At 33.0% G+C, this 24,481-nt stretch carries 16 protein-coding genes; 7 read left to right on the forward strand and 9 right to left on the reverse strand.

Features of this window, described 5'->3' with window-relative positions; translation table 11 throughout:
• Nucleotides 1-17 precede the first annotated feature (17 nt).
• The 5 genes from FG167_RS04540 to panC all read right to left on the reverse strand — a co-directional run bounded on the left by FG167_RS04540 (nucleotide 18) and on the right by panC (nucleotide 10,235).
• The gene (locus FG167_RS04540; RefSeq protein WP_203460237.1) at nucleotides 18-5,714 is read right to left on the reverse strand and encodes a LamG-like jellyroll fold domain-containing protein; all 5,697 of its coding nucleotides are present in this window, start codon (nucleotides 5,712-5,714) and stop codon (nucleotides 18-20) included.
• A gap of 419 nt (nucleotides 5,715-6,133) precedes the next feature.
• The gene (gene radA, locus FG167_RS04545) at nucleotides 6,134-7,492 is read right to left on the reverse strand and encodes a DNA repair protein RadA (RefSeq protein WP_203460238.1); all 1,359 of its coding nucleotides are present in this window, start codon (nucleotides 7,490-7,492) and stop codon (nucleotides 6,134-6,136) included.
• 92 nt (nucleotides 7,493-7,584) lie between these two features.
• On the reverse strand, nucleotides 7,585-8,733 hold the full coding sequence (locus tag FG167_RS04550; RefSeq protein ID WP_203460239.1) for an alpha/beta hydrolase: 1,149 nt from the start codon (nucleotides 8,731-8,733) through the stop codon (nucleotides 7,585-7,587).
• A 127-nt stretch (nucleotides 8,734-8,860) separates the two neighbouring features.
• Complete coding sequence (panD, locus tag FG167_RS04555) at nucleotides 8,861-9,211, reverse strand: aspartate 1-decarboxylase (protein ID WP_203460240.1); 351 nt, start codon at nucleotides 9,209-9,211, stop codon at nucleotides 8,861-8,863.
• 175 nt (nucleotides 9,212-9,386) lie between these two features.
• On the reverse strand, nucleotides 9,387-10,235 hold the full coding sequence (gene panC, locus FG167_RS04560) for a pantoate--beta-alanine ligase (protein WP_203460241.1): 849 nt from the start codon (nucleotides 10,233-10,235) through the stop codon (nucleotides 9,387-9,389).
• A 196-nt stretch (nucleotides 10,236-10,431) separates the two neighbouring features.
• Between panC and FG167_RS04565 the strand changes: the two genes are divergently transcribed.
• The 7 genes from FG167_RS04565 (at nucleotide 10,432) to FG167_RS04595 (ending at nucleotide 21,219) form a co-directional block, all read left to right on the forward strand.
• The gene (locus FG167_RS04565) at nucleotides 10,432-11,241 is read left to right on the forward strand and encodes a glycogen/starch synthase (RefSeq protein ID WP_203460242.1); all 810 of its coding nucleotides are present in this window, start codon (nucleotides 10,432-10,434) and stop codon (nucleotides 11,239-11,241) included.
• Nucleotides 11,242-11,256: 15 nt separating this feature from the next.
• A complete protein-coding gene (locus FG167_RS04570; protein ID WP_203460243.1) occupies nucleotides 11,257-12,876 on the forward strand; it encodes a DUF4270 domain-containing protein in 1,620 nt (539 codons plus the stop codon).
• Nucleotides 12,877-12,882: 6 nt separating this feature from the next.
• The gene (gene glmS, locus FG167_RS04575; protein ID WP_203460244.1) at nucleotides 12,883-14,730 is read left to right on the forward strand and encodes a glutamine--fructose-6-phosphate transaminase (isomerizing); all 1,848 of its coding nucleotides are present in this window, start codon (nucleotides 12,883-12,885) and stop codon (nucleotides 14,728-14,730) included.
• A 174-nt stretch (nucleotides 14,731-14,904) separates the two neighbouring features.
• Nucleotides 14,905-17,709 (forward strand): TonB-dependent receptor domain-containing protein, encoded by a 2,805-nt coding sequence (locus FG167_RS04580; RefSeq protein ID WP_203460245.1) that lies wholly within the window; start codon nucleotides 14,905-14,907, stop codon nucleotides 17,707-17,709.
• A 10-nt stretch (nucleotides 17,710-17,719) separates the two neighbouring features.
• Nucleotides 17,720-19,219: a G-D-S-L family lipolytic protein gene (locus FG167_RS04585; RefSeq protein WP_203460246.1), complete on the forward strand. Its 1,500-nt coding sequence runs from the start codon at nucleotides 17,720-17,722 to the stop codon at nucleotides 19,217-19,219.
• Between the two features lie 194 nt (nucleotides 19,220-19,413).
• On the forward strand, nucleotides 19,414-20,922 hold the full coding sequence (gene atpD, locus FG167_RS04590) for a F0F1 ATP synthase subunit beta (RefSeq protein WP_203460247.1): 1,509 nt from the start codon (nucleotides 19,414-19,416) through the stop codon (nucleotides 20,920-20,922).
• 18 nt (nucleotides 20,923-20,940) lie between these two features.
• Complete coding sequence (locus tag FG167_RS04595; RefSeq protein ID WP_203460248.1) at nucleotides 20,941-21,219, forward strand: F0F1 ATP synthase subunit epsilon; 279 nt, start codon at nucleotides 20,941-20,943, stop codon at nucleotides 21,217-21,219.
• A 94-nt stretch (nucleotides 21,220-21,313) separates the two neighbouring features.
• Here the strand turns inward: FG167_RS04595 and FG167_RS04600 are convergent, their stop codons facing one another.
• The 4 genes from FG167_RS04600 to FG167_RS04615 form a co-directional block, all read right to left on the reverse strand.
• Entirely contained in the window at nucleotides 21,314-21,754 is a 441-nt protein-coding gene (locus FG167_RS04600) for a LexA family transcriptional regulator (protein WP_203460249.1), read from the reverse strand.
• A gap of 154 nt (nucleotides 21,755-21,908) precedes the next feature.
• Nucleotides 21,909-23,726, reverse strand: a complete 1,818-nt coding sequence (locus FG167_RS04605) for a M61 family metallopeptidase (RefSeq protein ID WP_239004443.1) — start codon at nucleotides 23,724-23,726, stop codon at nucleotides 21,909-21,911.
• Nucleotides 23,727-23,758: 32 nt separating this feature from the next.
• Entirely contained in the window at nucleotides 23,759-23,965 is a 207-nt protein-coding gene (locus FG167_RS04610) for a helix-turn-helix transcriptional regulator (RefSeq protein WP_203460250.1), read from the reverse strand.
• A 2-nt stretch (nucleotides 23,966-23,967) separates the two neighbouring features.
• Nucleotides 23,968-24,480, reverse strand: a complete 513-nt coding sequence (locus tag FG167_RS04615; RefSeq protein ID WP_203460251.1) for a DUF2975 domain-containing protein — start codon at nucleotides 24,478-24,480, stop codon at nucleotides 23,968-23,970.
• Nucleotide 24,481 lies beyond the last annotated feature (1 nt).

Here is a 24,481-nt window from a genome sequence, read left to right on the forward strand (position 1 = left end):
GTGTAGATTAATAAGGTTTATTGAATTATGATTTTTTTAGTTATTGCGGAATTACTCTTCGTTTTTAGAGTAACTAAGTACACTCCTGTACTGGTGTTTTCTAATCGGATTCCATTTTCTAAGTCGGAAGCTTTAACACCTTCTTTAGCATAGACACTTTGACCTAACATATTATGTACAACTAATGATTTAACATCATCATTAAGTTGTTTCGCGTATAACAGATTCTGATTGGAATTAAAGTAAAGTACTACATTATTATTTGCAGTTACCTCATCGATACTCAAGCTTTGATTTGTAAATACAATTTTAAAACGTTCATTAAACTCTCCCTCATCTGCTAAAAAGGTATACCCTTCATCTTGATTTAAATTATAGTATATATCATTTAAGTTGTCTCTTAAATAGATTTCTTGACCTTCCGCTATATTTTCTGTTTCTGTAATTTTGATATTATAACTGTTATTTCCAGATGTTTTTAATGCTAATGGTATAACTTTTTCAGGTGTTATTTCTCCGTACGATTGTATAGACATATTCTCACCATCTAATAACAGACTTAAATCATCATGATTCTCATCTGTATTTTTAGCTTCGTAACCATAATCATAAGCATCTGTGGTTGCATCACTAAAACCTAATAATAATTCTCTTCGCGTTTCTTGACCATCTAGAGCATTAAACTCTAATCTTATTTTACCCATAGTAGTTGTAGATGAAACATCTTCTGTTGTTCTAAAAAACACAGACCCATTAGATGAAGATCCATCTGCATCTGCTTCTTTTATAAAAACCCGTTGGCTATTATTAAAAACTACAGATCCGCTATTCTTTATTTCTGCCATAAAACCCTGTGCAACTGCCAAATATCTTGATGGTGTTTTGGTTCCGTCTAACGAACCATTATTTGCACCTTCGCCTCCTACAAATTGATATGCGCGTACAGATCCTGTTTTATTTACTTGTGCATAACCACCTTCATATTCTGTGGTTACATGAGAAGTTCCTGCCCATTGTTGCCATAGTTGGATACTTCCTTCTAGAACAGCGGCATTATCATCTATAAACTTATAAACGTCTATTGCAGATGCATAAGGATTACCTAAAAGATATTCCGTTTTTGACACTCCTGATACAGATCCTGAACCTCCAATATCGGAAACACTTACTTTTATGGTTCCATTATTTGGTTTCCCTTTAAAAATATATCCTTGTTCAGCCCCAACTCCTTTATGAATATAACCTACTCCAGAATTTATATTTGTATTTGTTGTTAATGTTTGGTAATCATAATAAGTTACTCCATTCTCATACGTATACATCCAACGAGAACTTAACTTTCCGGTTTGGTGGTTAGAACTAGTAAATACCATAGCATCTCCTGCATCATCCTTTAACATACTGATTTTAAAAGGTGTATTATTTTCATTGTTAGAAGTACTATTATTGTTCGTCAAGGCTGTTGCTTCTGTATTTCCGACAGGAGAACCCCAATAGTTATACCAATAATAACTAGATGCACCTTCTTGACGTCTTAATATTTCACCGTCAATATCTGTAACTAAATCGCTGCTATCTGTTTGCACCAGCTGTGAGTCTTCTAATAAATCAATAGTACCATGAAGTTCTAAATACCATGAATTATTAATATAATTATCCTCATTGACTGTAAACCTTTTTTTGTCTTTAACTAACAATCCTAAGTTTGTGTGTGATGCTAGTGTAGAAATATTATTACGAATATCAACAATACTCCAGTCCTTATTATTTGCTACAACATCAATATCCCAAACGTTCCCATGTTCCCAATTTTCTTGAGCGGTCCATAAACCATCTTGAATTGTTTTGTATGGCAGTGGCGCCGTTTGAAAGTAAATTCTCTTGATATTATAAAGCTTAGCTCCTGTATATTGATCTATACTTGGTGTAACTTTATCATCTGTAATATCATCTTTAAAGCTATCCATTTTGTAATAACGAATTAAATTTGCTCCTATAAAATTTTCAGAAATATCTTTTGGAATTATTTTTCCTTGGTTAAAATTTTCGGTTTCTTCTAATTCTTGATATACGGTTCTTTGAATTTCTGTTTCCGTAAGGCTGCTATTAAAGACTCTTACTTCGTCTATTTCTCCATGAAAATAATTTAAGTCTGTATCTGCAAGTCTTCCTATTGTAAAATTAGATGTATCTGCATTAACACCTCCAGAACTTAAAGGAGATCCTTGTGCTTCCCCATTTACATAAAGTATGGTTTCGCTTCCGTTTGTAGTTGCTGCTACATGTGTCCAAATAGCATCTACAACTAAATCTGTAGATGTTAAAACAGCACGACCATTTAGCATTACTGTTACCGAATTATTCAAATCATTAACTACTAAATAAAATTTATTTTGACCTGCAACAATTCTATTTGTATTTAATGTATTATCTCCTTCCGATTTTATCCAAGCCATGATTGTTGCGTTTCCGCTAGAGATAACATTATCATCTTCTACGTAATCATTTCTTCCGTCAAAGAAAAGACTATACGACTTATCTAAATCTCTTGGAGAACCAAAATTCACATCATCTGTATCAAAAGCATCTAATAATCCATCTGCATCGGCATCTGTATTACCATCAATAATTCCGTCATTATTTGCATCTAACCCTGCGTATATAGTTTCACTAATATCTGTTCCATTAGAAGGATCATTAGTAGCGTCATTACTATCTATATCTAAATAATCTGGAATACCATCTCCATCTGTATCTATAGGCACATTATAACTAAAGGTACCATGGTCTGTATCAGAATCTCCATCGGTATCATTATCATTGTCATCTATTGCTGATAAGATACCATCTCCATCTTGATCGTCTTCTGTATCATCGACCAAAGTATCTTGATAATCTGAACCGTTTCCTACTCCGTCTCCATTTACATCTATATCACCAAATCCGTTATATTCTACGTTGTCAAAAACACCATCGTTATCACTATCTAAATCGATATGATTAGGTACGCCATCACCATCAGAATCTAAAGCGGTTAAACCTTCATAGGCATCGTGCATTCCATTTCCGTTAGCATCTACCCAAACGTTAGTAGCGTCATTGTAGACTGTAGCGTCAAAATTATCATCAACATAACCCAACTCTACTACGTTAGGAATTCCATCATTGTCATTATCTAAATCAATAACATCTGCAACACCATCTCCATCTAAATCACAAAGTGTTTGTTTTACAAAAATATCATCAATTGCTAAATCATTTCCTTGTCCCCCTAATTGCGAGTTTGTTAATACTACTTTAAATTGAGAAACTGGGCTAATAAAACTTGCAGAAACCTCTACCCAATCTCCAGCTGGGCTTGTTGCTGGAATTAAACCAGATGTTTCTGACGCTATTTCATTACCAACATTATCATAAATAGTTATAGTAACTTCCGGCTTATTTCTATCATTTAGACCTGGAGCATCTGTACGATCTATATTTATAGCATAAAACCCAAATTGTATTGGTACTCCAGTTGTTACTCCTATGATATCTTGACTATAAAAAATACCTGGATCTTCTGCTGCATTAAAAATAGCCATTCTACCATTTTCATCTCCTGCTGTATGATCTCCTCCTGTATACCAATAACCCTCTGCCCAATCTGAAATATCTACATTAATATCGCCTGTAACGCCATCTCCATTAGTAATAGTATGGTGTACAGTATAATCTCCGTCATTTACACTTGTTGGGTTATAAGTTGCTGGACAAGAACCTGTACCATCTTCATAACAATAGGTAGTAGTTGCTCCTGCGTAATTACCATTAATTTGAATTCTATTAGTTCCAGCTCCAAAGGTTTCATTTAAAAAAACAAGATCTGTAGTTGTAGCATTAGGATAACTAGCACAAGTTATAGATTCATAAGTATCTGTTAACCCATCGTTATCATCATCAATATCAACATTATCTGGTACACCATCTCCATCTGTATCTGGAAAAGTTTGTGCACCTTCTCCTTCTATTGCAAAAGTAAAAGGGTTTTCATCTGGATCATTAGAATGTACAGATACTGTAGATGCGAATGTTCCAACTACGTTTGGGTCAAAAGCGATTGTGAATGTAGTAGATTGATTAGGGTTTAATGTAGTAATGTCTGGTTGATTTTGCACAGTAAATGCAGCATTACCAGATAGACTTACATAAGGAGATTGCAATATTAAATTGGCTACACCTGTATTTTCTATAATAAATGTTCTTGTTACTGCCCCAGAGTTAATATCGTATACATTATAGTTTGTATAGTTTTCTGTGGTTGTTGTGGTTGTTCCAGAAATAATATTAAGACCATTACCATACACATCTAGGTCTTGAGAAACAGCATCATTTTTTATGTCTACAATATAATCTTCAAATTCTTCCGGATTAGCAGATGTTGTTCCACAAGGATTATCGGAATGCCAATATTGTCTTACTCCAATACGTAAAATAGTTTTACCTAACCCCGCTGTTGCTGGTATAGTTATAGAACCTGGGTTAAAAGTATTATCTGTATTAGACAACGATTGATCTTCACCACTTCCTACAGGATTTACGTTCATTGAATTCCAAACCTCTTCAGCAATTGTAATATTACCATCTCTATTTAAATCCATATAAACCGTCCAACCAGATCTATTTTGAGACGCCATATTGTCTGAAACAGAAAGCTCTATTGGGTATGTAGAACCTCTAGTTAAATCGGCACTTTGTGTACCTATATAATTCCCATAACCTCCATCATCTCCAGAGGTATTATTTATGGTAGTAGTATCTCCTACTAGTAACACATTGGTTATATAATGCGTTCCTTGCGAATCACTTATAGGCGCACAGGCTCCAGAACCAACATAAACAGTAACTACTCCAGTTTCACATTGATTTATACTATTACATATCGTATAGGTAAAACTATCTTCTCCTAAAAATTCATTATTTGGAATATATTCAAAAACACCATCCGAAATTTCGGTTACCGTTCCATTGGAAGATGTTGTTAACAAACTATAATCTTCACCATCTCCTCCTGTTGTACCAATATAATCATTGGATGCTACATTTATCTGATTATCAACACCTGATACACTATTTTTTAAAACATTTAATTCATCATCACTAACTAATGGTGTGACTGCTACTTGATTGATATTTAATGTATAATCTTCTACTTCTGCTCTACCAGTATACGTACAACTATCTGCACTAACACTTGCACCACCACCACAATTTGAACAATAAGAAGCAGCAATTCTTAACACTGCTGTTCCAGGAAGAGCGGAACCACTTATAGCAATAGAAGCATTTGTTGTATCTGTAGTAGCTCCATTATTATTATAATTACCAGAATTATAAACCTCTACATAACTACCATCTCCCTGATAGTCTATCCACATAACCACTTTTAAATTCCCCCAATTCTCTTTAATATGACTTACATTAATACTATATGTACTTCCTGCTGTTACCGTTACAGATTGTGCCGTGTAATCGGAATATGTAGCATTATCTAAACCGGTGTAATTATTAATTTGGCTAGCATCATCCCCCAACACTTGCACATTGCTGATATTAAAATTGTTATAATCAAACATTCCTGATGGAGTGCACTGGGAATATCCTTGTTGAAAAGCTATTAAAAATATTACAAAAAATAATAGCCTGCTATATTTAGCAGAATTAAGTAGTTTCATCGTTAATTTAAAATTTGGGTTTCATCTAATCTAATCTTCAATAAACAATAAGAAAACCTTTATAGATGCAACAAAGGTAGTTCATACCCGCTTTAAAGAAATTCTTTATCGGTGAAAAACGGAAAAGTATCGACGAGTGGTCTTTATTATAGGTTAATTAGTTTTATACTTTTAAGAAAAGTACTAGACTAAAAAAACTACCATAAACTTCAAAGGAAGTCTATGGTAGTTTTGCTTTACTAATGTCTTATTAAATAACTATCTTTTATTTATATTTTAGTGATTTTTGTCGTGATATACTTCTTAAACTTACTTCATAAGTTACTATAATAGAGTAACAGCACTATTATTAATCATTGCCTTTGTTTTACGCAACTCTTACTTAGCAAATAGGATTTAAAAACGTTTAGAAAAGAATACTATAGGATAAATGCTACCAATTCCTCAACCGTAGATATTAATTGAATTTTTATTGTTAGATTTTTAAGTGCTATTTTATTGTATTTAGACACAAATATGGTAGAAAATCCTAATTTTTCGGCTTCCAGAATACGTTGTTCCACACGTTGTACGGGACGAATTTCTCCAGACAAGCCAACCTCTGCGGCAAAGCAATAATTTTTTGGTAGTGCTTCATCTTCATTAGAAGATAAAATTGCAGCTACAACAGCCAAATCTATTGCTGGATCATCTACAGATATTCCTCCTGTAATATTTAAAAATACATCTTTTGCACCAAGGAGAAAACCAGCTCGTTTTTCTAAAACTGCTAACAGCATATTTAATCTTTTCGCATTAAATCCGGTGGCACTTCGTTGTGGCGTACCATAAACTGCGGTACTAACTAATGCTTGCACTTCTATCATAAGTGGTCTTAATCCTTCAATAGTAGAAGCAACAGCGTTACCAGACAAGTCTTCATCTTTTTTAGAGATTAATATTTCACTCGGGTTAGAAACTTCTTTTAAACCAGAACCTTGCATTTCATAAATACCAATTTCATTAGTAGAACCAAAACGGTTTTTATTGGCACGAAGAATTCTGAAAAGATGGTTTCTATCTCCTTCAAACTGAAGTACAGTATCTACCATGTGCTCTAATATTTTTGGTCCTGCAATGTTTCCATCTTTTGTAATATGACCAATTAATAGCACTGGAGTTGCTGTTTCTTTTGCAAATTTAATGAGTTCTGTAGTACATTCTTTAATTTGAGAAATACTTCCGCTAGACGATTCTATATAATCACTATGTAAGGTTTGTATAGAATCTATAACCACAATATCGGGCTCTAGCGCTTCAATTTGCTTAAAGATATTTTGGGTTTTTGTTTCGGTAAGAATAAAGCAGGTATCATTATTCGCATGTATACGTTCTGCTCGCATTTTTATTTGTTTTTGGCTTTCTTCACCAGAAACATATAAGGTTTTATATGGCAGTTTTAATGCTATTTGAAGCAATAAAGTACTTTTACCTATTCCTGGTTCTCCTCCTAAAAGGATTAAAGATCCGGGTACAATTCCGCCACCAAGCACGCGATTAAACTCGCCATCTTGCGTGTCTAACCTTGCATCTTCTGATGCATCTATAGCATTAATAGTTAACGGCTTTGAAACACGCTTTTTTGTCGAAGTTGGTGTTTTCCAGTCGCTTTTTTCTGGTTTTTGAATTACCTCTTCTACTATCGTGTTCCACTCTTTACAAGAAGTACATTGTCCTTGCCATTTTGCGTATTGCGATCCACAGTTCTGACAAAAAAAAGTTGTTTTTACTTTAGCCATGTTTACCTTCCGTGAAAACGGAAACTTTTTTAATTACTGATACAATTATTCTTGTGTAAAACCTTCCAGATTTCTAAAAGCCTGAATGCTATTTAATAGCCAAAATCTGCTTTAATCTCGTCTGATTTCTCCAACATTAAATCCTTAGTTAGGCCAGCTATTTCTTCTAACATAAATGCTGACTGGTAGGTTTTCATGGCTTTTTTAGGCTCATTCGTTTCTTCATAAAAACGTGCTAGATAATAGTTTCCTAACATGGTTTCTGGATATTGCTTACGTGCTAATTTCCCTAATTCTTCGTAATAAATGTATTGTTCATTTTTATTTATTGCTGCAGATATCGCTTTAAAATCATTCACCAATATTTGTTTTTTTATTCCGAATAAATCTTCAATAGTTTGGTATTTATCTAACAAATAAGTCACTGGAGATCCCTCTAATTTAAGAATAGTCTCTTTGTATTCTTTTTTACTAATTGGCTGAAAAACTAAAAAAATACTTTCTAGCGCTTTTGGGATGGCATGTGCTGGTAATGCATAATGGGAAGGTCCTTCAAAAACATCAAAATTATAAAGCACATTTTTATTATCTAATGCTTTAATATTAGTGTTTAAGGCTTCCGTTTTAGCTTTTATAGATTTTACGTCATTAGTAGATGTTGCTAAATAATAAAAGAGTTTTGTTTCAAATCCTTTTAATCTTTCCGGAATATACGTAGCCATATCTGGTGCTAAATCTGGACTTATACTAATATACGCTTGAAACAAAGGCAATGGTTTCAACATAAAATAGTTAATAAAATTTGCTGTTTCCCCATGACCAATAGCAACTTTAAAGTTTTCTGTTCTGTACTTTTTTTCTAAATGCGGAACGAGTTCCATGCCTACAAATTCAAAAAAATCTGCTCCAGAATCTACTGGCAAAGAACTTTGTTCTGAATAATTAGTATCATCTCTTCGTTTATCTAATTGATTAACACCAACAACTATTGCTTCTGGCATGTTTTCCCAATAGGAATAATAATCGACATTACCCGCTACTATTTCAAACATATAATCCCCATCAAAAACTATAATTAACGGATAGCTTTTATTGGTGTTTTCATCATAACCTCTTGGTAATTGAATTTTTATTTCACGAGTATCATTCAATTTTTGCGAATCGAAAGTTTCGTATTGTACTTGAGCGTTAGAAAATTGAAATGTAAAAAGTAAAACTATCGCGTAGATTAATGCTTTCATTTATTAAGTATTTGAGAATTGAAAATGCAAGTTACAAATTATTTTTTTCTGTTTTTAAATTAGAAAAAACAATAAAAAAACCCTCAATAAATTGAGAGTTCATCTATAATACTATTGTTTTATTACTTTATTTTAAAAGGTTGGTTGCCTCATCTGGGAAAACCAACGCCGGCTTAAATGTTTTTGCTTTTTTAAGTTTCATAAAAGCATAGGTAATTAAAATAAGCACATCTCCTGGAGATACTAACCTTGCGGCAGCCCCGTTTAATGTGATTTCACCAGAATTTCTTGGCCCTGGAATGGCATACGTTTCTAAACGAGCGCCATTGTTATTATTTACAATTTGCACTTTTTCACCTTGAATAATGTTCGCGGCATCCATTAAATCTTCATCAATAGTTATACTACCAATATAATTAAGGTCTGCTCCGGTAACTTTTACTCGGTGAATTTTAGATTTTACTACTTGTATTTGCATGTGGCAAAGATAATTAATTAAGTGAAGTGATTTAAACTTTTTCTTTTTGCTGCAAATTTATCCTATTTTAATTTGACTTTGACTTTTTTTCAACCTTAACTAATGCTATGCTTTTAAAAAAGGCTTCATCGAATTAAAAAATCTATAATTTTCGCTACACAACAAAAAATTCAAATTACTTCAGTGCGATATTGTCTATTAATCTAATGTCATCTGCATAGACAGCAATAAACGCTCTATAGTTTTTTTTATTTGATTTTCTTTTTACTGTTTTTAATGTCTTTACGTCTGCCATAATAAAGTATTCTAACTTTAATAATTCATGTTTAGCAAACTCTTTGTAAACCCATTCTGTAACTTTATTAGCACTTTTTGTGCCAAACTTATCTTTAGCCGTTTGTAATGTTTTATAAATAAAAGGAGCCGCAGCTTTATACACGGGTTTTAGCCTTGTATTTCTAGAACTCATAGCTAAACCATTAGATTCTCTATGTATTTCACACCCTGTTATCTTCACAGGAATGTCATACTTCTCTACCAGTTTTTTTATAATAGCTAATTGCTGAAAATCCTTTTCTCCAAAATAAGCATTATCTGGTGTTATAATTTCAAATAAACGTTTTACAATAGTACCCACACCATCAAAATGTCCATCTCTAAATTTACCTTCCATTTCGTGCTCTAGACCATCAAAACTAAAATGTTGGGCTACTACGTTGTTTTCATAGATGTCACTTACAGAAGGTGCATATATTATAATATCTTTAGACAACGTTTTTAATAAATCGGCATCTTTTTCTAAAGTTCTTGGGTATTTTTTTAAATCTTCGGCATTATCAAACTGTGTCGGATTAACAAAAACACTAACTACAGCAACATCATTATTAGCTAGCGCCTCCGCTACTAAAGACAAATGACCTTGGTGCAAGGCTCCCATAGTTGGCACAAAACCAATAGTTTGGTTTTTAAGCTTTAATTGGGCTATAAATTTTTGAATTTGTTTTATTTCTGAAAAGATATTCATATTTAATAAAAAATTAACGTGTGCAAACTTAATATTTTACTGACAAACTGCATAAAATTTTGTACTTTTGCGTGTTTTTTATTTTGAAATTTTTCAAACAAACAAGTATATATAACCGCCTATTGAAGTTTTTAGAAACAATTAAAAGTCAATTTTGGGGTTACATATTGTATAAAAAAACATTAAAAACAGCTATATGAAAGATAAGAGGATATTGTATGTATCATCTGAGGTAGTACCTTATTTACCAGAAACCGAAATTTCTTCAATGTCGTTTGAAACACCTCGAATGGTAAACCAACAAGGTGGTCAGATTAGAATATTCATGCCTAGATATGGAAACATTAATGAAAGAAGACATCAATTACACGAAGTAATTAGACTTTCTGGAATTAATTTAGTGATTAATGATTTAGATATGCCGCTTATTATAAAAGTAGCATCTATACCAAAAGAGCGTATTCAGGTTTATTTTATAGATAATGATGAGTATTTTAAACGTAAAGCGACTTTAACAGACGAAGACGGTAAATTGTTTCCAGATAATGATGAGCGTGCTATTTTCTTTGCAAAAGGAGTTATAGAAACGGTGAAAAAATTAAACTGGTCTCCAGATATTATTCATGTTCATGGATGGTTGGCTGCTTTATTACCTTTATATCTTAAAGAATATTATAAAAACGAACCACTATTTAATGAAAGTAAAATAGTTACGTCTATATACAATCAAACCTTTGAAGGATCGTTAAACAAAGACATGTCTAACAAAGTGAAATTTGACAACATTGAAGGGGATGCAATAGAAACGCTTAAAAAACCAACTTTTACAAATTTAATGAAAGTTGCTATTGACTATTCTGATGCTTTAATAGTTGCATCTGAAGAATTACCAAAAGACATTGAAACCCATTTAGAAGCATCTAAAAAACCAGTATTAGAGTACAAAAATAAAGATGAATTTAGTGAAGCTTACACCAATTTTTACAACACAGAAGTTTTAAGCTAACTGCATCACATTACTATGAAAAAAACAATTAAAGCAATTAAAGCAATAAGTCTACTTTCGCTAATAACATTAGCATTTGTAGCTTGTGACAAAGATTTTTCTACGCTAGAAAGTGAAATTCAAGGATATCAAAATTTTAGCACAAAAGACGCTACTTTCACGGTAACAACATATAATAAAAAGATAGAAGCTGTTCAAAGTAATGCTCTTTCTTCTAATTTATTAGGTGTTTATAATGATGATATATATGGCTTAACTACGGCAAGTGTTGTAACCCAAGCTACACTTTCAACTTATGCTCCTGAATTTGGGGACTCACCAGAACTTGTTTCTGTAATATTAACTATACCTTACTATTCAACACTTGAGGATACAACAGAAGGAGAATCGACCTATTCTATGACAGCTAAAGATTCATTATTTGGTGATTCTGATGAATCTCCAATAAAGCTATCTATTTATAAAAACGGATATTTCTTAAGAGATATTGATCCAGAAAGTCTAGAGGAATCTCAAAAATACTATTCCAACGCAAATACAACTATAAATTTTGACAATCATATAGAGGCCACCTTATTTGAAACCGAAGGCACTCTTGAAAACCCTCATTTTTTTCCAAGTAAAGAAGAAATAACTTTAACTACTATTGAAGATGAAGAGGAGGTAGAAGAAAAACTATCTCCAAGGTTTAGAAAAGAACTAAATGCTCCTAGCGGCTACTGGGAGAGCTTGTTTTTCGAAAAAGAAGGTATGACGGAATTAAGTAATGACAATAATTTTAAAAATTATTTTAGAGGTCTTTATTTTAAAGCAGAAGCTGTTAATGGAAAGGGTAATTTAATCATGCTTAATTTTAACAATGCGATGATTGAACTTAATTATACAAACCTTACTGGTGAAACGGATGAAGATGGTACGGAACTTAGAGAAGATCAAACACTTCAAATAAACCTAAATGGAAACCGATTAAATTTATTTGAAAACAACATTACGAACGCAGATGTAATCGATGCTTACAACAACCCTGATGAAGTTAATGGTGATGATAAATTATATTTAAAAGGAGGAGCAGGATCTATGGCTATTATAGATTTATTTGGTAATGAAGATACAGATAATAATGAATTACCAGATGATTATGAGACTTTTATAGATACATATAAAGACCAACGTCTTATTAACGAAGCTAACTTAGTTTTTTATGTAGATGAAACTGCTGGTTTAAACAAAGAGCAAGAGCCAAGTAGAGTAATAATTTATGATATACAAAATAACGTCCCTGTTATTGATTATTATATTGACAGTCCAAACACTATAGATCCTGAGTATTCTGTCGTGTATCACTCAACAGTTTTAGAAAGAGATAGTGATGGTTTTGGTGTAAAATATAAAATCAGATTAACAGAACATTTAAATAATATTCTTTTAAGAGATTCTATGAACCTTAAGCTAGGGTTAATGGTTACAACTAACATTAATGAAATTTCACCATACAGTATTTTTAACAGTGAAGACAAAGTACCATCTGGAACAGTAATGTCACCAAGAGGAACGGTATTACATGGTAGTAAAGCAAATGTCCCAGACGAAAAAAGAGTTAAGTTAGAAATTTTTTATACAGAACCAGAAAACTAATAATTTATGTGTGGTATAGTAGGTTACATAGGTCATAGAGAAGCATATCCAATTATCCTTGAAGGACTGAAACGTCTGGAATACAGAGGATATGATAGTGCAGGAATTGCCCTTTTTGATGGTGAAAACCTAAAGATATCTAAAACCAAAGGTAAAGTTGCAGATTTACAAAAAAAATTAGAAGACGAAATATCTACTAACGGTAACTTAGGTATAGGTCACACACGTTGGGCAACCCATGGTGTGCCTAATGATGTAAACTCACACCCGCACGCTTCCAACTCTGGAGATCTAGTTATTATCCACAATGGTATTATAGAAAATTACGCAGCGCTTAAAACAGAATTAACCAAAAGAGGCTATACTTTTAAATCCGACACAGATACTGAAGTTTTAATAAATCTTATTGAAGACGTAAAACTTAAAGAAAACGTAAAACTAGGTAAAGCAGTACAAATTGCACTAAACCAAGTAGTAGGAGCTTATGCAATTGCCGTTATTGACAAAAACAAACCAGACGAAATAGTTATCGCTCGTCTAGGAAGTCCATTAGCTATTGGAGTTGGTAAAGACGAATTTTTTATTGCTAGTGATGCTACTCCTTTTCTAGAATACACAAAAAGTGCCATCTATTTAGAAGATGAAGAAATGGCAATTATTAGATTAAATAAAGAGGTTAAAATCAGAAAAATTAAAGATGATTCTGTTGTAGCACCTTACGTTCAAGAGCTTCAAATGAATTTAGAGCAAATTGAAAAAGGAGGTTATGAACACTTTATGCTTAAAGAAATTCATGAACAACCAGATGCAATAAGAGACACCTACAGAGGACGTCTTTTAGCAAAAAAAGGAATCATTAAAATGTCTGGAGTAGATGACAATCTAGACAAATTTCTTCAAGCAGATAAAATAACTATTGTTGCTTGTGGTACTTCATGGCATGCCGGACTAGTAGCAGAATATATTTTTGAAGATTTAGCAAGAATACCTGTTGAGGTAGAATATGCTTCAGAATTTAGATATAGAAACCCCGTAATATCTAATAAAGACATCGTTATTGCTATTTCGCAATCTGGTGAAACGGCAGATACTTTAGCTGCAATTAAGCTTGCTAAACAAAATGGAGCATTTGTATTTGGTGTTTGTAATGTTGTAGGTTCTTCTATAGCTAGAGAAACACACGCAGGTGCATACACACACGCAGGACCAGAAATTGGTGTTGCGTCCACAAAAGCATTTACCACTCAAATTACGGTATTAACATTAATTGCTTTAAAATTAGCTAAAGCAAAAGGAAAAATATCGAATCCTGATTATCATTACCACTTACAAGAATTAGAATTAATTCCTGAAAAAGTAGAAAGAGCATTACAATCAGAACCACATATTAAAGCAGTTGCAAAAATATATAAAGATGCAAAAAACTGTCTATACTTAGGAAGAGGTTATAATTTCCCAGTAGCTTTAGAAGGTGCATTAAAATTAAAAGAAATTTCATACATACACGCTGAAGGATATCCTGCAGCAGAAATGAAGCATGGTCCAATAGCATTAATAGATGAACAAATGCCAGTTTTTGTTATAGCAACAAAAAAAGGACACTATGAAAAAGTTGTAAGTAACATTGAAGAAATAAAATCAAGAGCAGGTAAAATAATTGGTATAGTAACAGAAGGAGATACCAATGTTAAAAACCTAGCCGATCATGTTATTGAGGTTCCAGAAACTTTAGAATCTTTAACTCCTTTACTTACCACCATTCCACTTCAATTATTGTCTTATCATATTGCAGTAATGTTAAATAGAAACGTAGACCAACCAAGAAATCTAGCAAAATCGGTCACGGTAGAGTAGCAATAGCGTTTTTACATAAACCTTATTATTGTTGTCATTTTTTAAGAAATTCTTAAATTTTAGCCCCTAAAATTAAAAGAATAGTACTATGCGTGCATAATTTTTAAAAAAACTTCTTAAAATTATCATAATATTTAATTATATTGGCTCAAATAATTTAACTAAAACTAAAAAATGAGAACAATTCTTTCAATTCTATTGTTGCTTTTTTGTGGATTAACCTATGCGCAAACAACAATAACAGGAACAGTGGTTGACGATAGCAACTTACCAATTCCTAGTGCAAACATTATTGTTGTAGGTGCCTCCGTTGGTACTGTTACCGATTTTGATGGTAACTTCACATTAACAGTAAACCAAAACCCTCCATTTACTATACAAGCAAGTAGCATTGGTTTTGAGGCTTCTTCACAAGAAGTAACTGCAAACAACCAAACCTTTAATTTTATTTTAGCAGAAGGAACTTCTTTAGATGAAGTTGTAATTTCAGCTTCTAGAACTCCAGAACGTGTTTTTGAATCTCCAGTAACGGTAGAACGTTTTGGTTTAAAAGAAATTAAAAACACAGCTTCAGCTGACTTTTATGGTGGTTTAGAAAACTTAAAAGGTGTAGATGTAAACACAAATAGTTTAACATTTAAATCTGTAAACACAAGAGGTTTTGCAACATTTGCAAACACTAGATTCATGCAGTTAGTTGACGGAATGGACAATTCTACTCCAGCTTTAAATTTCCCTATTGGTAATTTAGTTGGTATGATTGAAACAGATGTTCAAAGTGTAGAGTTATTACCAGGAGCTTCATCTGCATTATATGGTGCAAATGCTTTTAATGGTATCCTTTTTATGCGAAGTAAAAGTCCTTTTGACCACCAAGGTATTAGTGGGTTCATCAAACAAGGTATCACTTCTCAAAAAGCATCAGGAGATAATCCATATACAGATTTAGGTATACGTATGGCTTACAAGTTTAGTGACAAATTTGCCGCTAAAATAAATTTTGGTTTCCTAAAAGGAACAGATTGGGCAGCTAATAGTATTGACGACACAGACATGGTAGGTGGAACACGTGCTAGCAACATTAACTATAATGGTTTAAATGTTTATGGTGATGAGGTTTCAACAAATATAAGATCTGCTTCAGGTTTTGGTTTTATACCAGATGTTGAAGTAAGTAGAACCGGTTATAATGAAAGCGATTTAACCGATTATAATGCGGAAAGTATTAAATCAGATTGGGGATTATACTATCGCCCAATTACAGATAGCAATTTCGAAGTTTCTTATGTTGGTAAAGTAGGAACAGGTTCTACTATTTATCAGGGAACAAATAGATATAACATCGATAACTTCTTCCAACAACAACATAAATTAGAATTAAAAAATGATAATTACTTTTTAAGAGGTTATGTAGTTGCTGATAAAGCAGGAGATTCTTATGACATGGTATTTACTGGAATTCAAATTAACAGAGCTTGGAAAAGTGATCAAGATTGGTTTGGAGATTACATAGGAACCATTGCTGGTATCGAATTAAGTGGTAACCCTCAAGGTTTAACCGAAGCCCAAAAACATGCTTTAGCTAGAAATGTTGCTGATGAAGTAATTGATACAGATGGAGATGATGGAATAGAACGTTTTGAGCCAGGTTCACCACAATTTAAAAATGCATTTAACAGAAGTATAAATGACCCAGATTTAACTACGGGATCTAAATTTCAAGATGCATCTAAATATTACCATGCAGATGGTAACTATAACTTTAGTCACTTAATTGACTTTGCAGATATTCAAGTTGGTGGTTCTTACAGAAAATACAATTTAAATTCTGGTGGTACTATTTATACAGATGGGGATAGCGAAATAGATTATTCTGAGTTTGGTGTATATACTCAAATTCAGAAAAATTTCGAACTTAATGATGAAATGGAATTAAAAGTAACAGGTTCTGCTCGTTATGATAAATCAGAATTTTTTGACGGTTTCATTTCTCCAAGATTATCTTTAGGTTTAACCTTAAACCAAAATCATAATATTAGAGGGTCTATTCAAACAGGATTTAGAAACCCAACAACACAAGATTTATTTATTGGTTTAGATTCTGGTCGTGCTATTTTAATAGGTTCTGCTCCAGATAATTTAGACAGATTTTCTAGAAACTATAATATTAGTACAGTTGGTCAAAACGACTATGGACAATCATCTACTATTACACAAACAGGTGCTAGAGCTTATGACAATTCGTATACACAAAGTGCTGTTGAGGCACTTGCAGCAACCAATAACCCAGCAGTTTTATTAACTCCAGATGCTATTGCTAATCCAGAGCTTGTTAAACCAGAGAAAGTAACTTCTATGGAAATTGGCTATAGAGGAAAATTCAATAAGCTAATTGTTGATTTTAGTACGTATTATAATAAATATCAAGATTTCATTTCTCAAGAAGTTGTAGTAGCTCCTTTATATGGTGAAGTAGGAACTCCTTTATCTGTAGCAGCAATTGCAAATGGAGATTACCAAGCATATAGTGCATATACAAATTCTAGTGTAGATGTAAATTCTTATGGTGCTTCTTTAGGTCTTTCTACTAAAGTATTTGGTAGTTTCGACTTAAGCGGAAGTTATACCTTTACAAAACAAGATTATGACGAAAATGCGAATCCTAATTTTGAAACAAACTTTAATACTCCAGAGCATAAATTTAAAGCCTCTTTTGGTAATACTAATTTATTTGAAAACTTTGGATTTAATCTTTCTTATAGATTTAGTGATGATTATTATTGGGAAGCAACGTTTGGAGATGGTGTAGTACCAGAATTTCATACCGTGGATGCACAAATTAATTATAGAGTACCAAAATTAAAGTCTACATTTAAATTAGGTGGAACAAACCTTGGAGGTAAAGAATACTTTACGGCTATTGGTACTGGTCATATTGGTTCTATGTACTACATAGGATGGACAATTAATAACTTATAAAATAACGAATATGAAAAATATAAAATATGCATTACTAGCTGCAGTCCTAGTTGGGTTTACAGCTTGTAAAAGTGAAGATGATTTTATTGACTCTCCAGAACCTGAAGTAACTTTACCTGCTTTAACTGCTGGTTCTGCAGATTTCTCAAACTATGTTGCAATTGGAGCATCGTTTACAGCTGGTTATACAGATAGTGGTTTATTCATAGCTGGTCAAGAAGATTCATTTCCAAATACATTAGCAAAACAATTTGCAAATGCAGGAGGAGGAGTTTTTACACAACCTTTAATGAATGATAATTATGGTGGATTAATTGCGGGAGGTAGTCCAATAATTAGCCCTTTAACTGGAGAAAGATTATTTGCAGAAAGATTAGTATTTGGAGGAGCAGGACCTGTTCCATTACAAAGTGTAAATCCTGCGGCAATGTCTACTACAGATTTTGTTTTAAACAATCCAACAGGACCGTTTAATAATTTAGGAGTACCAGGAGCAAAAAGTTACCATTTATTAGCTCCAGGTTTTGGAAGTTTAGCTAATTTCCCTGCCGCTGCTAACCCTTACGCTATTAGATTAACGGGATTAACACCTAATGCTAGCATTTTAGATTTAGCAGTAGATCAAGCACCTACGTTTTTCACTTTAAGTGAAATAGGTGGTAATGATGTTTTAGGATATGCAGTATCCGGAGGAGATGGTAGTGACTTAATCACACCATTACCAACTTTTGATGCCGCATTAAATGGAATCATTGCAAGGTTAACTTCAAATGGTACAAATAATGTTAAAGGAGTAGTTGGTAATGTACCAAACATTACAAGTTTATCTCACTTTACAACAGTTCCTTATAATCCAATTCCGTTAAATACAGCAAATGCTGCTCTTTTAAATGGTGCATACGCGCAATATAATGGAGGATTACAAGTAGCACTTGCTAATAATTTAATTACTGCAGATGAAGCTGCTGCTAGAACCATAATGTTTGAAGTTTCTACAACAAATACGATGGTATTAATAGATGAAAACTTAACAGATTTATCTGGATTAGGTCTTCCTAGTTACAGACCATCTACATCTACTGATTTATTTGTATTACCATTATCTACTTTAATTCCTGATGGATATGGAACTCAAATTCCTTTAGCAGATAAATGGGTTTTAACTCCAGAGGAGCAAGCAGAAATTGCTACTGCAACGATGAATTACAACACTTCCATTAAAGCAGCAACAGATGCAAATCCAAACTTAGCTTTAGTAGATTTAAATGATATTTTAGACCAAGCAACTACAACAGGTATTATATTTGATGAATATGATTTGAATACAGAATTAGTATTTGGTGGTCTAGTAAGTTTAGATGGTGTTCATTTAACATCAAGAGGCTATGCATTAATGGCAAATGCCTTTTTAGATGCTATAGATACTAATTTTGGTTCTAACTTTAGAGCTTCAGGTAATGTAGCAAAAGCTACAGATTATGGTGTAAACCATTCTCCTTTATTACCATAAATTACATAAATATTTATTTAAAAAAACGCCTTCAAAATGAAGGCGTTTTTTTATGCATAAAAATCTGTATCTTTTGATATATTTTTTAAATTAAAACCACTATATTTGCAGCGCGAAAAAACCTCGTACTCCGCTCAAATGGAGTCACATGTTATTCGTAATAAATTTATACCAAAACATTAAATATAAAAGTAATGTCAAAAGTTACAGGTAAAGTTGCACAAATAGTAGGTCCAGTTATCGATGTAGAATTCGCTGCTGGTGCTGAACTTCCAAAGATTTATGATTCATTAGAAATCAAAAAAGCAGATGGTTCGCTTTTAGTATTAGAGGTACAATCTCACATTGGTGAAGATACAGTACGTACTATTGCTATGGACTCATCCGATGGTTTAAGTAGAGGAACAGAAGTTAACGCTACTGGTGCTCCTATCCAAATGCCAGTTGGTGATGACGTTTACGGTCGTCTATTTAATGTAATTGGAGATGCTATTGATGGTCTTGGAAATTTACCTAAAGCTGGTGAAGCTGGGTTACCAATACACAGACAAGCACCAAGATTTGAAGATTTATCAACTTCTACTGAAGTTCTATTCACAGGTATTAAAGTAATCGATTTAATTGAGCCTTATGCAAAAGGGGGTAAAATTGGTTTATTTGGTGGTGCTGGAGTAGGAAAAACAGTATTAATTCAAGAGTTGATTAACAATATTGCAAAAGGACACGGTGGACTTTCTGTATTCGCAGGAGTTGGGGAAAGAACACGTGAAGGAAACGATTTACTTCGTGAAATGTTAGAGTCAGGAATTATCAAGTATGGTGACGACTTTATGCATTCTATGGAAGAAGGTGGTTGGGATCTTCAAAAAGTGGACAAAAATATAATGAAAGAGTCTAAGGCTACTTTCGTATTCGGACAAATGAATGAACCACCTGGAGCACGTGCACGTGTTGCATTATCTGGTTTAACAATTGCTGAATATTTCCGTGATGGAGCAGGTGAAGGACAAGGGAAAGATGTACTTTTCTTCGTAGATAACATCTTCCGTTTTACACAAGCTGGTTCAGAGGTATCTGCATTATTAGGTCGTATGCCTTCTGCTGTAGGTTACCAACCAACATTAGCAACAGAAATGGGAGCAATGCAAGAACGTATTACTTCAACAAAAAGAGGATCTATTACATCTGTACAAGCGGTTTACGTACCTGCAGATGATTTAACAGATCCAGCACCAGCAACAACATTTGCGCATTTAGATGCAACAACCGTATTATCTCGTAAAATTGCAGAGTTAGGTATTTATCCTGCCGTAGATCCTTTAGATTCTACTTCAAGAATTCTTACTGCTGATATTTTAGGTGATGAGCACTACGATTGTGCACAACGTGTAAAAGAGTTATTACAACGTTATAAAGAATTACAAGATATTATTGCTATTCTTGGTATGGAAGAATTATCTGAAGAAGATAAAATGGCTGTTGGTAGAGCAAGACGTGTACAACGTTTCTTATCACAACCTTTCCACGTAGCAGAACAATTTACAGGTCTTAAAGGTGTTTTAGTAGACATTAAAGAAACGATTAAAGGATTTAACATGATTATGGATGGTGAATTAGATCACTTACCAGAAGCTGCTTTTAACCTTAAAGGAACTATTGAAGAAGCTATCGAGTCTGGAGAGAAAATGTTAGCTGAAGCTTAATATTTAAAACAATAAACTATGTATTTAGAAATTGTATCACCAGAAGCAACTTTATTTAAAGGAGAAGTAACAAGTATTGCTGTTCCTGGAATAAACGGAGAGTTCGAATTATTAAAAGATCACGCTCCTATTGTTTCTCTTTTAAAAGAAGGAAATGTGAAAATTTATGGCGATATTTCTTTAGAAGAAGAAGTAAAAGATAAATTCACTACAGGAAGTGATAAAGCAACATGGTTAGCAATTAACTCTGGTACTTTAGAAATCAACAACAATAAAGTGATTGTATTAGCAGACTAATTACAAACACATATTATATAAAAAAAAGCTTCAGAAATTCTGAAGCTTTTTTTATTTTATATCGGTTCCAATGCCATGAAAATAGCACTAAAAATCACACCTTTTTAATCACATTGGTAACTATTCCCCAAATAACAAAATCGTTATCATCGGTAATTCTAATAATTGGATAATTAGGATTTTCTGGTTGTAACCAAAGTCCTTCGTCATCTATTTTTAAACGCTTTACTGTAAATTCGCCATCTAAAAAACAAACGGCAATTTTATTATGTGTTGGTTCTATACTTCTATCTATTACTAATAAATCTTTATCGTCTAGCCCTGCACCAATCATCGATTGTCCGCTAACTTTAGCGTAAAAAGTAGTTTCCTTATTTTTTATAAGTTCCCGATCTAGACTTATTCTTTGTTCATTAAAATCTTCGGTTGGCGCTGGAAACCCAGCAGAAATTCCTGTATCGCAAAAAACGGCACCAGAATTTTCAATAACCTCTGGAGTAAAAAACGTAAGAGATTCGGATGTATATTGTAACATAAGGAACTTGTTTTTATATTCCGTGTGCCTATTTTCCGACAGGCAGGAACGGAAATCTATAATTTATGTTTTAAATATACGTAAATAATACTTCTCCTTTTACAATATACTTCAATACGATACTGAATTTCTAGATCAAATGCGTTTCAAACCCTTATTTAGCCTCTAACCAAGCAGCTCTAGCTTTCTTCTGATTTGCTTTTAAAACTTGTCCTTTCGATTCCATAGTAGCAATAGAGTAGCTAGGATTGGCTACAAAGGTCATTTTTGCTTCCCTTCTATTCCCAAAACGCTCAAACACGACTTTGGTTACATCCTTTGGTTTAAAGTTTTTCAAAACAGCGTCTAGTTCTAAAGCATCCGAAAGTACATATTCCCCTATTTGAATAATAGTATCACCATTTTCTAATCCCGCATTATATGCAGACAATCCAATAGTAGTATAACTAGAAATAACCCCTTTTCTAACCTGCGCACCAAATCCGATTTCAGCAGTATTTTGTACTAAAGTTACACCAACCATATCGAATAATCTTTTATAATTTGGCATGCCACTTTTGTGGATATAGTTATTAAAAAAGGCATCTCCAAAATCCTTTCCGGCGTAACTATTTAAAGTGTTTTGTAAATCGGAAATGGTATATGGTTTTTCTTGTTTTCCGAAAGTAGTCCACACCAATTTCATATAATCGTCTAATTGCAATCCTTTTTCTCTTAACGATAAATCTAATGCAAGACCTAGCATACTTCCGTAGGAATAATAAGAAATAAAGGTATTGCCTCTATTTACAGGATCTACAGAACGTGCAGCATCTACAAAAGGTGCTTGGTAACTCATCTCGATCGGATTAAAAAATTGACGTCCTGGAGAAGTCCACACATAATTAAAGGTTCCTGTTAATCCGTTTATAAATGCTTCTTGATTAATTAATCCTGCACGACAAAGTGTTAAATCGTCATAATAACTAGTAAAACCTTCAGCAAACCAAAGTTCACCACTCATGTTGGCTTCTTCAAAATTGAAAGGTTCTAAAGATTTCGGACGAATACGTTCTACATTCCAACAATGGAAAAACTCATGAGAAACGGTTCCTATATTTCCTTCTAAACCACCATCTGCTAAAGCTCTTGTGCTCGTTAAAATAGTAGAATTTCTATGTTCCATACCATCTCCAGAAGCATTAGGAATATAACATGCTAAAAACGAATATGCACCATAATCATATTTCGGTAACTCTCCAAAAACGGCTTTTTGTTGCAGTACGGTTTTCTTTACTTTGTCAAAATAAGTATCTAGTTCCGCTTCGGCACCATTATGATGCAATACAAAATTTATGGTTTGTCCGTCTACATCAAAAGAACGTGTACTATGGTCGCTTATTTCTGTCGGACTATCCATAAAATACTGCAAATCACTAGCGAAATAGGTGTTACCTTGTAGGTGTTTTAATTGCGTAGCGACTTTCCAATTTAAATCTTCACGTACATTAAAAGTTACTTCCATCCCTTGATTAGCCAAGTTAGGCATATACATAAAGGTTGCTGGAATATTTAAATGCGCATGCGTCTCATCTATTTGTGCGTAGGTTCCTCCTCCTCGATTAGCGAATAAAGTATAGCTTAGTTTAATGGTACCATCGTGTCCAGAAACTTTCCAAGAATACGGATCTATACGATTGGTTTCTAAAATATTTCCTTGGCTATCTGTAATAACTACCTGATACACATTTTTAACAAATTCATGTAATGCATAACGACCAGGAGAGCTTCTACTCATTATAATCTCTGTTTCACCCAACTTAATATTTGTAAATGTTGCTTGAATTTGCGCTTCGTGATGCGCTGCATTTTCAAAGGAAATGAAATAGTTTGTAGATACTTCTGGATTAGAAGATATATTTTCACTAGCAGGTTGTGCTTCCACGAAAGCGAATGCCAAAACAAGCATTACGAGTAATAGAACTTTTTTCATAAGGAATTATTTAAAGCTCTAAGATAGTATTTTTAGTCTTCTTTATATTCTAAAATATCACTTGGCTGACAATCTAATGCTTTACAAATGGCTTCGAGTGTAGAGAACCGAACGGCTTTTGCTTTTCCCGATTTTAAGATGGAAAGATTAGCGGTAGTGATACCAATAATTTCTGCCAAGTCTTTACTTTTCATTTCGCGCTTCGCAAGCATGATGTCTAAATTTACTATTATTGGCATAGTTATATGGTTAGTTCATTTTCTTGTTGTAATCTCCTTGCCTTTTGAAAAACTTCACTTAAAAACATGAAAAATAATCCCATTATAAAAAATAGTACAACAGAACTGTCTAGCTCAAAATGAAACTTGCTTTTAAAAAATATAAAAAACAGAAGTTTACCTATAACCTCTCCTATAGAGCATACTAAAAAAAGGATTCCTATTTTTTTAAAATTAGTAACTACTAACGCACTAAAATAATTCCCAGATTCCAAATCTTTAAGACTATTTTTTAGATAAATAAGGGATTGAAAAAAACAATAAAACAAAACAAAAGGTACAACGCCAGATAATCCTATTTCAAATAGACTCATACTATTATAGTCTAATTGTTCACCAAATATTTTTGGTTTTAAATCGTGTATTTTCCCTGTAATTATTTGATTTATTATGCGGAATAACTGAGCTATTAAGCCAATAAAAATTAAATAATAAAAAACAGTAATAAGTCTTTTTAAAATTAAAATGGTTCTCATA

The organism is Lacinutrix sp. WUR7, assembly GCF_016864015.1.
Lineage (GTDB): Bacteria > Bacteroidota > Bacteroidia > Flavobacteriales > Flavobacteriaceae > Oceanihabitans.